Annotated in this window: 8 protein-coding genes and 5 pseudogenes; 3 read left to right on the forward strand and 10 right to left on the reverse strand. The window is 66.9% G+C overall.

Features of this window, described 5'->3' with window-relative positions; genetic code table 11:
• Positions 1-74: 74 nt before the first annotated feature.
• Both SAM23877_RS39520 and SAM23877_RS00125 read right to left on the reverse strand, forming a co-directional pair.
• Positions 75-248: a hypothetical protein gene (locus SAM23877_RS39520; RefSeq protein ID WP_159041946.1), complete on the reverse strand. Its 174-nt coding sequence runs from the start codon at positions 246-248 to the stop codon at positions 75-77.
• A gap of 2 nt (positions 249-250) precedes the next feature.
• A complete protein-coding gene (locus SAM23877_RS00125; protein ID WP_244902870.1) occupies positions 251-1,123 on the reverse strand; it encodes an alpha/beta fold hydrolase in 873 nt (290 codons plus the stop codon).
• Positions 1,124-1,202: 79 nt separating this feature from the next.
• Here SAM23877_RS00125 and SAM23877_RS00130 point away from each other — a divergent pair, with 79 nt between their 5' ends.
• Positions 1,203-1,760, forward strand: coding sequence for a CGNR zinc finger domain-containing protein (locus tag SAM23877_RS00130; RefSeq protein WP_053125639.1), 558 nt, complete (start codon positions 1,203-1,205; stop codon positions 1,758-1,760).
• 118 nt (positions 1,761-1,878) lie between these two features.
• Here the strand turns inward: SAM23877_RS00130 and SAM23877_RS00135 are convergent, their stop codons facing one another.
• The 7 genes and pseudogenes from SAM23877_RS00135 to SAM23877_RS00150 form a co-directional block, all read right to left on the reverse strand.
• A complete protein-coding gene (locus SAM23877_RS00135; protein ID WP_079029934.1) occupies positions 1,879-2,424 on the reverse strand; it encodes an AAA family ATPase in 546 nt (181 codons plus the stop codon).
• A 601-nt stretch (positions 2,425-3,025) separates the two neighbouring features.
• A complete protein-coding gene (locus tag SAM23877_RS39525; protein ID WP_159041947.1) occupies positions 3,026-3,163 on the reverse strand; it encodes a hypothetical protein in 138 nt (45 codons plus the stop codon).
• Positions 3,164-3,175: 12 nt separating this feature from the next.
• Positions 3,176-3,766 carry an RHS repeat-associated core domain-containing protein gene (locus SAM23877_RS00140; RefSeq protein WP_244902871.1) on the reverse strand — a complete coding sequence of 197 codons (591 nt, stop codon included), beginning with the start codon at positions 3,764-3,766 and terminating at the stop codon, positions 3,176-3,178.
• A 19-nt stretch (positions 3,767-3,785) separates the two neighbouring features.
• Complete coding sequence (locus SAM23877_RS39530) at positions 3,786-3,965, reverse strand: hypothetical protein (protein ID WP_053141961.1); 180 nt, start codon at positions 3,963-3,965, stop codon at positions 3,786-3,788.
• 58 nt (positions 3,966-4,023) lie between these two features.
• Positions 4,024-4,392: pseudogene (locus SAM23877_RS40965) on the reverse strand (RHS repeat-associated core domain-containing protein); the annotation flags it as partial.
• A 749-nt stretch (positions 4,393-5,141) separates the two neighbouring features.
• Positions 5,142-5,802 (reverse strand): annotated as a pseudogene (locus SAM23877_RS00145) (nucleotidyl transferase AbiEii/AbiGii toxin family protein).
• Positions 5,799-6,159 (reverse strand): annotated as a pseudogene (locus SAM23877_RS00150) (hypothetical protein). Before SAM23877_RS00150 ends, SAM23877_RS00145 begins: the two co-directional pseudogenes overlap by 4 nt.
• 357 nt (positions 6,160-6,516) lie before the next feature.
• Between SAM23877_RS00150 and SAM23877_RS00155 the strand changes: the two are divergent.
• Positions 6,517-7,054, forward strand: a pseudogene (locus tag SAM23877_RS00155) (transposase); the annotation flags it as partial.
• A 380-nt stretch (positions 7,055-7,434) separates the two neighbouring features.
• Here the strand turns inward: SAM23877_RS00155 and SAM23877_RS00160 are convergent.
• Positions 7,435-10,740 (reverse strand): annotated as a pseudogene (locus SAM23877_RS00160) (RHS repeat-associated core domain-containing protein).
• A 525-nt stretch (positions 10,741-11,265) separates the two neighbouring features.
• On the opposite strand from SAM23877_RS00160, the gene SAM23877_RS00165 reads away from it, so the two are divergent.
• Positions 11,266-11,580 carry a hypothetical protein gene (locus SAM23877_RS00165; RefSeq protein ID WP_053125643.1) on the forward strand — a complete coding sequence of 105 codons (315 nt, stop codon included), beginning with the start codon at positions 11,266-11,268 and terminating at the stop codon, positions 11,578-11,580.
• Positions 11,581-11,913: the final 333 nt, after the last annotated feature.

Here is an 11,913-nt window from a genome sequence, read left to right on the forward strand (position 1 = left end):
CAGCTCGTGAGGTCGGCCGCCCATGGTGCTCAACCCGTCAGATCAACTGACAATGCACCCGCTGAAGTGCTCAGTCACACCGAGGTTCGCGGGCTGTCTCCGTGGTCGGCGTCGGCGACGGTGCCGTCCTTGATGTACCGGGCGAGGACCGCGTCGACCGCGCCGCAGGCAGACACGGCCGCGAACAGGCTGCCCGCAACGCCCCAGGGGCGGCGCCGTACGACGATCACATCAGGGTGGGCGGGCACGGTCACTTCCAGGTGCGGTCGAGGAAATCGGCGATCAGCGGAGCGATCTGCGGCAGGTGGGTTTCCAGGGCGAAGTGCCCGGTGTCGAGAAGGTGGACTTCAGCGTCGGGCAGATCCCGGAGGTAGGCGTGGGCTCCGGGTGCGAGGAAGAAGGGGTCGTGGGCTCCCCAGGTGATCAGGGCGGGCGGCATGTTCCGGCGCAGCCACGCCTGCCAGCGTCCGTAGCTGTCGATGTTCGTGCGGTAGTCGAAGAAGAGCGCCCGTTGGGCTTCCTTACGGCCCGGCTGGTCCAGGAAGTGCTGATCGAGGGTCCAACTGTCCGGGGTGAGGAGCTCGGGGTCGGTGACGCCGGCCTCGTACTGGTAGCGGGTACCGGGCAGGGTGAACAGGTCGCCGAGCGCAGCCTCGGTGCCGGGCTCCTGGGGATCCGCGAGGAGCACGCCGCGGGCCGCGTCCGACAGCCCGTCCTCATAGGCGTTGCCGTTCTGCACGACGAGACCCGCGATCCACTCGGGGGAGCGTTCGGCGAGACGGAAGCCCACCGGTGCGCCGAAGTCGAACACGTACATCACGAAGCGGTCGAGGCCGAGCTGCCGGACGAACCCCTCGGTGACGTCGGCGAGCCGGTCGAACGAGTAGGTGAAGCCGTCCGGGACCTGGGTGTGGCCGAAGCCCGGGTAGTCCGGCGCGATCAGCCGGTAGCGGGAGCCCAGCACGTCGATGAGACGGCGGAACTGATGCGACCCGGACGGGAAACCGTGCAGAAGCAACAGCACGGGAGCGTCGGCCCGGTCGGGCAGGGACTCGCGGTAGAAGACCCGGACCCCGTCGACCTCCACATGGCGATGGACGGTACTGGCGACTGAAACAGACACGTCTAATCCCTTCACTGGCGATGGATGCGTTAGACATGACCAGACTAACGGGTTAATGAGGGGATGTAGGATTAGTTGCATGAGCGCGCTTGTACCTCCGATCGGAGAACCGCTGGCCCTGGACCTGGTCAACACCCGCCCGGCCACCGGCGACTTGCTTGCCGCCCCCGACGACCTGCGCACATGGTGGGCCCTCCAGACCGAGCGCCTCCCGGACGCAGCACCCGAACAGGTCACGGCCGCGGATCTGGCCGCCGTCCAGGCCGTACGCGAACACACCGCCCGCGCCCTCGCCCACCTACGCCGGGGCGAGAAGCCCATGACTGACGACCTGGCAGCCCTCAATGAGGCGCAACGCGCCGCACCCTCGATCAGCGAGCTGGCGTGGGACGGATCTGCGGTGACCGCCACGCGCAGACGCGACGGATCACCAGGCCAGCGCCTGGCCGCCTGGCTCGCGGAGGCTGCCGCCGAACTTCTGGCCGATCCGGCGGTCACCAAGATCCGGGAGTGCGAGGCACACGACTGCGTGCTGCTCTTCCTGCCCGCCCACCCCCGCCGCCGCTGGTGCTCGGCCGCCCGCTGCGGCAACCGCGTGCGCGTCGCCCGTCACTACCAGCGGCACAAGAACGGATAGCCCCCGCCCCTTCCCGCCTTGGGTGTGCATCAGAGATGCAGCAGGACAGGTCCGTCATCCGGTACCGCCACGGACGGCGGCCAATGAGGTGCTCTCAGCGGCCTTCTGACGGGCTCTCTCAGCCGACGATGCGAGCCGTGGCAAGGTCAGCGAGGATCTGATCTACGGTCTGGTGGGGTGTCTGGTCCGACGTGTCCAGCCAGAGCCCGCGGAGCGGGGTGTCACGGCGTAGGGCGTCGTCCAGGAGGTCGACCGTCCAGGGGCCGCCGTAGCCGTTCTTGTGGCGGCCGGCCTCACGCGCTGCGAGTGCTTCGGGGCGGGGGGCAAGGACGACCAGATACAGGGGCCTCGCGGTCACGGCATCAAGGTAGGCATCCAAATGCTCGCCGAGAACGATGTCTTGGACGACGACGGTCCATCCCGCCTGCGCGTACAGGTCTGCGACCGCAGCGGAGGCCTGGTAGCGCAGTCGCAGCTGAGCCGTTGCCTCGGCGGTCGGCTGGGGCGTGAACTCCTCGCGACCGGACACGATCATCCGCCGGAAGCTGTCGCCGCGCAGGTGCACGGAGCGTGGGAGCCGCTCGGCCAGCAGCTGGGCGACAGTGGACTTCCCTGACGCCATGGCTCCGGTGACGAGCACGACTGCGGAACTGAGCTCCTGCACTGTTGGCCCCTGTCGTGGTGCACCTGCGTCAGAACTACCGTGAAATCCCTGGCGGGACAGGCCTCACCACGAGATCATGTCCGTAACCGCCCAAGGCTTCACATTGGTTGCCTATGTTGCCACGCTGGATGTCCCACGCCAGGTCGTGGACCACCTCGCCGTCTGCCGGCCGCGCGTCGAGACCGGATCGGCACTCCGACGGCTCGCGGGCGCTCGGACCGTTCCGGCAGGCCGTGCTGGTGTTGCGCTGGTTCCGGGAGCGTGGCTGCGTGCACTACCTGGCCCGAACACCCGCCCTCACAGTGCGCCAGCAAAATACGATGACAAGTCACATAGCGGCCGCCCCGAGTGCTATCGCTTCACCCGCGAATCGGGCGCGCTTGCCGGTGCTGTTTTCGAGGTGAGGACCGGCTGGTAGCGCGTCGGTGAGTCAGCGATGCCGCTTTGAAAGCCCCATGCAGATGCCAGCCAGCACCGCAAGTATGGCAATGACGAGCAGGACCGCCCCCGTGGCGCCACCGGGGAACCAAGAGGATGCCTGAGGTGCGTGGACGAAGGGCCGGCGCTCAGTTGCCGACCCTCCGCTCAGCATGTCGTCGCTCTACCTCTCACCCTTCTTCTTCGCGTCCCGCCGCTGGCGGAACATAGTCCCCACGGCAACTCCGACCACGGCGATAACTCCCAGGATGATGGTCGCCATCATGGAACCGTTGATCGGCGTGAAGGCCAGGGTGTCCATTTGAACTCCTCTTTACGGGAAACTGCCCGAGATTCCGATACCGCCCCCGACATCGAGCGCGGTATACCCTGCGGCGAGGCCGATTCCGGTCTTACCTCCGATGCCTGCAGACGCTGCAAGAACTCCTACTCCACCGGTCGCCGCGCCTAGAATTCCGGTGGCGACGGTCTGTCCGACAGAGTTTCCCTGCATAATCGAGCCGGTGACGCCGAGGCCCACTGAGGCGGCCGCCAAGCCGATGCCGAGCGGACCGCTCGCGAACGCCCCTGCGACTGAGGCGCCGACGCCTGCGGCTCTGGCCCACTGGCCGCCGTCCCAGCCCAGGAAGTCCAGGCCCCTGGGGTCGACGCGGTTGATGGGATCGCCGCCCGCGTAGAGATAGGCGTTCTCTTCCTGGCCGGAGGGGTCGGGCTGGGTGAAGCGGCCGAGGGTGGGGTCGTAGTAGCGGTGCCCCATCTTGTACAGACCCGCCAGGTCGTACAGGCGCGCCGGGTCGGCGTATGCGCCGGCGAATCGGTAGGACGTGCGCTTGCCGGTGCCGTGCGTTAGGTGTGGGTGCGCTCGCCGGTGGCGTCGGCGAGGCCGAGGACTGCTGGAGGCCAAGAAGCGGTGGCCCGCCCACCTACCTCCTCCCCAGACCGAACCTATTCGTCAGCAGAGAGACTCCTGCCAGCCCCAGCGCTGCTGCGGCGATGTACATCCACACGCTTCCACCAGCCGCAATCACCAGTAAAACACCCACGATGATGCAGGCCACCGCCAGCATCACGAGGGGTAGCGACCTGTTGTTCGTGTCTGACACTGCATCTCCTGAGAGACCGGCTGCGGGCGTGACTTCGAGTCACACCCGCAGGAACTTGCTATTCCATGGTCACGAAGGACACGACACCGGCTGCAGCCCCTACAGCACCGCAACCGGCACCGACGGGCGTCGGCCCAGCGGCTGCCGCGCAGACAGCAGTGCCCACCGTATCGACTGTCGCCCCCTTGTTGACCTTCTTCCTTACTTCCTTCGATGCGCACACCACGCCGCCGGCAGCCTTCCCAAGGGCGTTGACGCAAAAGCACAGACCAGATGGATCAGCAGGGTTGATAGGGTCTCCGCTCACGTAGAGGTAGGGGTTGGTTTCCTGCCCCGACGGGTCGGGTTGGGTGAAGCGGCCGAGGGTGGGGTCGTAGTAGCGGTGCTCCATCTCGTACAGACCCGTTGGGTCGGCGTACGCGCCCGCTCTTGCGCCGACCCATTCACCTACAGCCGAAGTCGGTACCACTCCTCCTGACGTAGGCAGCAAAGATGCCCGCCCAATGTTCAAAAATGAACCCAGGCAGGCACCTTGGGCCGCTACTTCTTTTCCCTCTTGTAACTCCAGTAGGCCAGGATGATGGCAGCCACGAGAACGAAACCTCCCAGGGCCCAAGTAGCTACTGGATTGCCGAATCCGATTCCGGACGTCGCAGTAATCATTTCCCTCCTAGAGCCATGAGCCAGTGATTCCGACGCCTCCCAGGTAACCGCCGACCGCGTAGCCGACGTCAGCCGCCTTCGCGGCCTTCCGCCGCGGCCGGTGTCGCCTGCGTGGCCCTAGCCGGCCATCAGCACGCCTGGGTCATCCGCTCGTCCGCCGACCGGTTGCGTGAACTCGGCCTTCCGTGCTCGCAGGAAGCCCTGAAGTGCTTCGTCGTCGTGCACCGCACAGCATGAAGCCCCGCAGTACTGCGCCGTGAGCGGAGTGGTACTCGGGAACGTGAAAGGCGGCCACGGCCGTTCAGCGCGAACACGCACGCTCAACAAGCGAGCGGTGTCCGCAATTTGCCCGGCCGCGGCTCCATCGCAGGACTGTGGTGCGCTGGGCGTTGCCGGCATGGCGACCTGCCCACAGTCTGTCCAACCGTGGCCCATCACAGGCAGGAGGGCCTGGTCCTGCTGCTGGCCGAGGCTTCCCGCCCACGGCCACCCGATGGACACGATGACTGCCTCTCAGGCGTTCTCGTCATGGATCCGCGCGCCCAGGTCCTCCGCCCACTCCAGCGCCCACGCCTTGAGTTCTTCGATCTGTCGGGAGGTGAGCCCCGTACGCCGAGTAGTCCTCATCCTCGTACCAGTCCGCGCCGATCAGCCGGTCCCGGAGGTCTTCGAGGCTGAACTCGTCGTGGGCACGACGGCGGCCCAGGGACTCGAGGTCGGCGGTGGAGCGGTGGCGGGAGGCAGCCTGGACGTCGATGAGGTCGCGGACGGTGCCGCGGTCGGCGAGGGCACGGACCTTGGTGCCGATCACGTCATCGAGGGAAAGAACGGGGCCGTAGGGGGTCTGGGCGGGCGGAGCCCAGAACGCCTCCTTGAGGACGTCGACCTCGCACTCCTCGCCGGTGTCCGGATCGGTGACGAGGAACCGGCCGCTGAGCGGATCGGTCTGGACGTGCGTGGTCCGCCATCCGCGTGCACTGAGGCCTGCTGTGAGTGAGGCGACGATCTCCTGCATCGGAGCGGGGTTCTCGGTGGCGACGTCGAGATCACGGCTGAAGCGTTCGACCAGGCCGTGGGCCTGCACGGCGTATCCGCCGGTGAGGACCAGAGGGTAGGGGGAGCCGAGGTCGAGGATGTCGGCGAGGAGACGCTCGTGGAGCGGAGTGAGCTTCACGCGGCGGTCGTGTCGGCCGGAGCGGTGCCGAGCAGCTCAGGGAAGGCGTCCTCCCAGACCTCTCGGATGTAGGGGCTGATCAGGCGCCGCAGCACGGGCCTGCTCGGTGAGCAGCCGGTGGTGCAGGAGGGCCGCCAGGTCCTCACGCAGTCCTTCGGCGAGGACGGTCCGGTAAAGCGTCATTCGGGACTTCGGACGGTCCAGGCTGTAGCTCGTCCGCCCGGACCAGACGATGTGGAGCGGCAGATCCAAGTTGCCCTCGACAGGACCGGCCAGCTCCTGCAAGTGCTTGGGCAATCGGCCACGGTAGCGATCCCGCAGCACCTCGGCGCGGGGGGCGGTGATCGTCGTGTCCATGCATCCAGTATGGCTGCTGGGGGCGATGGCATGGCCGATATGGGGGCTCCCCCGTCGTACGTACGGGTCGGGTGCCGACCACCCTTCCTGGGAGATCTGATCCAGTGGCCGCGGCATCGACTACCCGCACCGGCCCCAGGTGGACGGCAACCGGCTGCCCTGCAGACCCGAGTCCGTCCCTGCTTACGGGCGCGGGTGATCATGGAGCAGCAGGTCACGCGGACGGCCGCCGCAGTGGAGTCAGCTGCGACTTCCGCCTCGGTGTCGGAGTGACGAGGGTGCCTAACCTTGCGCTTTCACGAAGCGGGCTGTCCGACAGGCGATCAGGTAAGCAGAAAGCGCCTCTGACCATCGAGAATGAGGATTGCTGAGGTCCTTGTTCCCGCTCCTGTCGGAGGCACTTTCCGGGTGAAGCAGCCTACCCCCGGGTCCTACCCCCATGTCCATGTCCATGATGACGGCCGAGCCGTGGGCTCCCAGGCCGGATCGGTCCTACTGGTCGAACCAGTCCGCAAGACCGGTCTGGATCAAGCGATATCACAGGTGCTGGTGCCGTGGCGCAACCGCAGGCCCTCCACGACCCGGGCAAGGTCCTGCTGGACGTCGCCCTGGCGGTCACACTGGGCGGGGACTGCCTCGCGGACGTCGCGACGCTGCGGTGCGAGCCGGCCGTCTTCGGCCCGGTCGTCTCCGACCCAACCGTCTCCCGCCTCATCGACACCCTCGCCGCCTCCGACGAGAAGGTCCTGCAGGCCATCCGGTCCGCACGGTCCGAAGTCCGGCAACGGGTCTGGATGCTCCGGACGCCAACGGACAGGTCATGGTCGACCTCGTCGGCGTCCTGGTGATCGCGCACTCCGACAAACAGGACGCGGCCGCGACCTGGAAGAAGACTAGGTTCTGTAAGACCGGCCACACCAAAAGAAGGTGATCGCAGCAAGCAGCGCGATCAACCGGCCCTTATTCGAACCCTTCTCCTGAGTTGGTTGAGTTACGGGGCGGTGCCCGCCCCGGCCTACTGTCTGCGTCGAAACTGAACCAGCACCAATACTGTTGCGGACACGCCTAGGACACTAAGGAACAGGAAGCCCCAATGCTCGCCCATGATGGACGCTCCTGAAGAGAGGATGCACAGAACGAGTACCGTCCAGACGCAGACTTTCCAGGTTCGGCTCTCACGCAAATCTCCTGAGCTTCGCATGCACACTTCCCCTCACTCTTACTATGTTGTTCGGGGTGGAGACGATCATCCGTCGCCTCCACCCTGAGCATCTCCTAAGCGATGTGTCGCCCGACTACCACTCCAACCCCGAAGGCGCCGCCGACGAAACCGCCGATGCCGACGCCGACCCCGCAGGCTTGGGGACCGAAGAAGCACGCACCGCCTCCGATACCGGCTCCGGCACCGGCAGACCCACCGATGATGCTGATATCCGTCACCAGGTCGTCGATGCTGTAAAGGCCGCTAGGGTCGATGCCGTTGACGGGGTCGCCTTCGGCGTACAGGTAGGCGTTCTTCTCCTGGCCGGAGGGGTCGGGTTGGGTGAAGCGGCCGAGGGTGGGGTCGTAGTAGCGGTGGCCCATCTTGTACAGGCCGGTCGGGTCCGCTTACGCACCCGCATAGCGGTACGGCTGGGGAACGGACTCCGTGGGTGTGGTGCGCGGGAGACCGGTGGGGCCGAAGGCGTAGGTGTGCGTCCGCTTGCCGGTGCTGTCGGCGAGGCCGAGGACGTTGCCGGTGGCGTCGGTGAGGTAGTAGTAGGACTTCCCCCCAGTCGTCATGGAGTTCAACGTGCCCGCCGGTTCGCGGATGAATCCGGTGTCCACACCGCTGGTGGTCGTGGAGGCGAGGCCGAGGGCCGTGTGGTGGAACCACGTGTCGCCTAGCTTGGTGCGCTCCGCGTTGGTGGTGCCGGCGTGGACCAGGTCGTAGGTTGTGCCGCCCGAGGTGATGCCGGCCAGCTGGCTGTAGTCGGTCCACGACTCGCCGGTACGCGGGGTGGTGTCGGCTGCGGCGGTTTCGTTGCCGAGCTTGTCGTAGGACCAGCCGGTGGTGGTCCCGTTCTTGCCGGTCAGCTCGCTGGCGTCGTTGTACGTGTATGTGGTGCCGCCGGGGCAGGTGTTCTTGCTGCCATCGCGGCTGGTGAGGTTGCCGGCCTTGTCGAAGCAGTAGAGCCACGACGCCTTCCGGGCGCCCGCTGCGTCGGCTTCCAGGGCGTAGGTGAGGCGGTCCTGGGAGTCGTAGGTGTAGGTGGTCTTGTACTGGGTGAGGTTGTCGGTGCGGGTGCGGATCTTGGTGGTGTCCTTGCCCGCGCTTGTGTAGCTGTAGGTCAGGTCGATGAAGGTCTGGGTGCCGGAGGTGGTCTTGATCTTTTCCGGGCGGCCGTTCTTGTCGATGGTGACCGTCTGGGTGGTGCCGCCGGGGTAGACGGTCTTGGTGCGCTTGTCGTTGTTGTTGTAGTCGAAGTCGGTCTTCTTTCCGTCCGGCGCCGTCAGGTGGTCGAGGCGGCCGGCCTTGTCCCAGGTGTAGTCCGTCGTCCCGGTCGGATCGAGGTAGTAGTCGACGTCACCACCAGGGGTATAGGCGAGGACCGTCTGGGCGCCGTTTTGCAGGGTTCGGCGCTTCTCGCGGTTGAGCTTGTCGTACTCCCAGGTGGTGGTGCCGGAGGCGTCGGTGCGGGTGGTGACGTTGCCGTCGCCGTCGTAGGTGAACGTGACGGTGGAGTGGGTGGAGGAGACCTCACGGACGCGGTCACGGTTGTCGTAGACGTAGACAGTCTTGATGCCACGGCCGTCGGTGACGGTCTCCACCCGGCCCAGCGCGTCGTAGGTGTTGGTCGTCTCCCCCAGCGGCGCCGGCGGCTTCACCTTCCACAGGTTGCCCTGGTCGTCGTAGGTGAAGGAGGTGACCTTGCCGTTGCCGTCCTCGGCGGTGCAGCGCTGGCCCTCGAAGCCGCCGCACTTGGGGGTGGCTTCGTTGTAGGTGTACTCGCGGGTGCCGCCGGCGGTGCCCGACGTCGTCACCGACATCGTGTTGCCGTTGGCGTCGTACTTGAACGAGTCCTTGCGGCCGTCCGCGGTGGTGAAGTCGTTGGGCAGTTCGGTGCCCGCGATCGTCTGGTACGCCGTCACGGATGCCGTCGCGCCCATCGGCAGTTTCTGGGAGATGGCGTTGTTGCGGCCGTCCCAGCCGTACGTCGTCGTGTTGCCGCCGGTGCCATCGGCGCCGGTGCCCATCGCGTCAGTTGCGGTCTGGGTGAGGTGGTTCTTGTACGTCGCGTGGCGGGAGTGACCGAGTGGGTCGGTGACCTTGGTGACCTCACCATCGGCGTTGTGGACGTACTTGGTGGCGTCGCCGTCGGGGTCAGTGACCGTCGTCGTGCCCGCGTCCGCCGGGGTGGCCGCGCTGTAGTCGTAGCGCCAGGTCGGGCCCGTGTGACCGGTCGACGAGGACTCGGTGGCGCGTTGCATGGAGGTGACGCGGTTGTGACTGTCGTAGGTGAACAGGGTGGCGGTGCCCTCGGGCGTGGTCACCTTCGTCACGCGGCGGGAGGAGTCGTAGTCGTAGGTGGTGGCTTTGCCGGCGGTGTCGGTGACCTTGGCGAGGTTGCCCGCGCTGTCGAGGTCGAGGACGGCGGTGCGGCCGGTGTGGTCCTTGGCCTGCCACTGGTTCGGGTAGGTCTTGACCAGGTCGATCCAGCGGCCGGAGCGGGTCTCGGTGAGCTTGAAGCCCTTGTGCTCCGCGCCTTCGTCGTGCTGGTCGACGGTGATCGTGCCCTTGTTCTTGTCCGTGACCTTGGTGAGGGTGCCGTACTCGTTGTAGGTGTCCTTGGTGCCGGACTTGCGGTCGGTGAGGGTGTAGGTGCCGTCCGCGTTCTTCTTCAGGTCCTTCGAGTAGCCGGCCGGGGTGGTGTAGGTGCCGTCCGTCTTGGCGGTGAAGCGCAGCAGGTTGCCGGTGGCATCGAAGACGTCGACCTCGCCGTCGCCCACCTGCAGGTAGCGCTCGTAGGCCTGCCACCAGCGCTGCGACACCTTCCCCCACGGCGCTTCGAGGGAGTTGTAGGTACGGGTGAGCTGGAGTTTCTGGCCGACACCGGCGATGTCGAAGTCCGTCGCCGCCAGCATCAGGTTGCCGTTGGAGATGTCCATGCGCGCCACGAGGGCGTCGTTGAGGCGGGTGTCGAGGATCTGATGCCAGGGCACCTCGCCCTGTCCCTCGGGCAGATAGTCGGACGCCGCGGCGGCAGCGGCAGCCGCCGAGCGGGACGCCGGGCTCTGGGCCGGTGCCTCGCCCGTGGCACGGCCCTTCTGCGCCGCCCGCCAGGCCGCGACCTCGGCCGACGGCTTGACCTCAACCTCCGAGTCCGGGGCCTTGATCGTGCCGGCCGGTGTCGCGGCTGCGTCGATCTTGGTCGGCTTCGTCCACGGGCTCTCCGGCTCCGGGAGTTCCGGCTTCGGTGCCGCCGCCAAGCCGGGAGCGGCGGCGATCACCACGGCAGCCGTGGTGATCGCCGATATCAGAGCAGTTCTGTGTGTTCTCCGGGCACGCCGAAACGGCGTGCCTCCAGCACGCGGGTGCATCAGCTTCCCCCCACAGGAAGTCAGACGGGCAGTCAGAACAGGTGACTCAGACGGTCACCAGCGGCACACAAGTTGTCACAAGAAGTGCACAAATCGGCGCGGCGTCCCCCCGAACGCCCGTGACATGCGGTCCGGAATCAGCCCCGCCGCTTCAGCGCGGCAAACCGGACCTAACCACCCTGACCACCCTGCAGTCCGGGCGGAATTGATGGTTCTGTTACCACTCATCGGCGATACCTTGACCGAAACCTTGTGACCTGGGCCTCCTTCATTAAAGGGGAGGTCAGCGGGTGTTTTGTTTCGGCCAGGTTCAGGCCTGCCTCCTACGGGCTCGGACGGCGCTCAGTGGCCGTCGTCGCCGGTCATGGACGGAAAGCGCTGTCCAGGCAAGTTGTCTCAGAGCGTGCGGCGGACGTGAGGCTCTCCTGCATGCACGGCTTCACGGAATGCACACTTTCCTCGTCCTGCATGCGTGGTCCCCCAGCCCGCGGCAACCACCCCTGCTGTGAAGGACGTTCTTCCCCGATGAACGCACTGGGCAGACGCATGCCCTGCTCCAGCCCAAGCCGCCACCCCTCCCCCGCCACGCACCGGACCACCCGCGCCGTGCAGCGGACCGGACGCCTGCTGTGCTGGAGCCTCGCCGCCGGCATGACCACCGCCGCCACCGACCTGCTCCTCGAGCCCCAGGCACCGTGGTGGGGCACCGTCTGGCTCCTGCCCTGGTATCTCACCTGCCTTGCCATACCGGCGTGGGCCGTCCTGCGTGCCCGCGAAAAGACCACCCGGGGCACGCCTGGCCAGCACGACACACACGACGACTGGGACCAGGCCGCGTGAACGAACACGGCGCGCCGTAGCGGACCGACAGGGGCAGCATGGCCCTGGGTTCCGGAATACACGGGTGCTTGCGGGCTGCGGGCTGCGGGCGCGGGCAGTGCGACCGGGCGGTCGCCGTCGATCTGGCCGAGCGCCATGAGGCCGGCGGGTACCGGCGCAGCATGCCTCATAGCTGGCGCGCGAGCACTCAGTGCGCCCATGGGCGCGGCCGTGCCCGGTACGAGCAGGAGGAGGTCGGTGCGGGTCAGTGAGGAAGCGTCCGGGTGTGGAAGGAGGGTTGGTGTTGTCCACCAGAGGGGCGGCTGGCTCTGTTCACACGAGCGGGAAGCCCTT

The organism is Streptomyces ambofaciens ATCC 23877, assembly GCF_001267885.1.
GTDB classification, from domain to species: domain Bacteria; phylum Actinomycetota; class Actinomycetes; order Streptomycetales; family Streptomycetaceae; genus Streptomyces; species Streptomyces ambofaciens.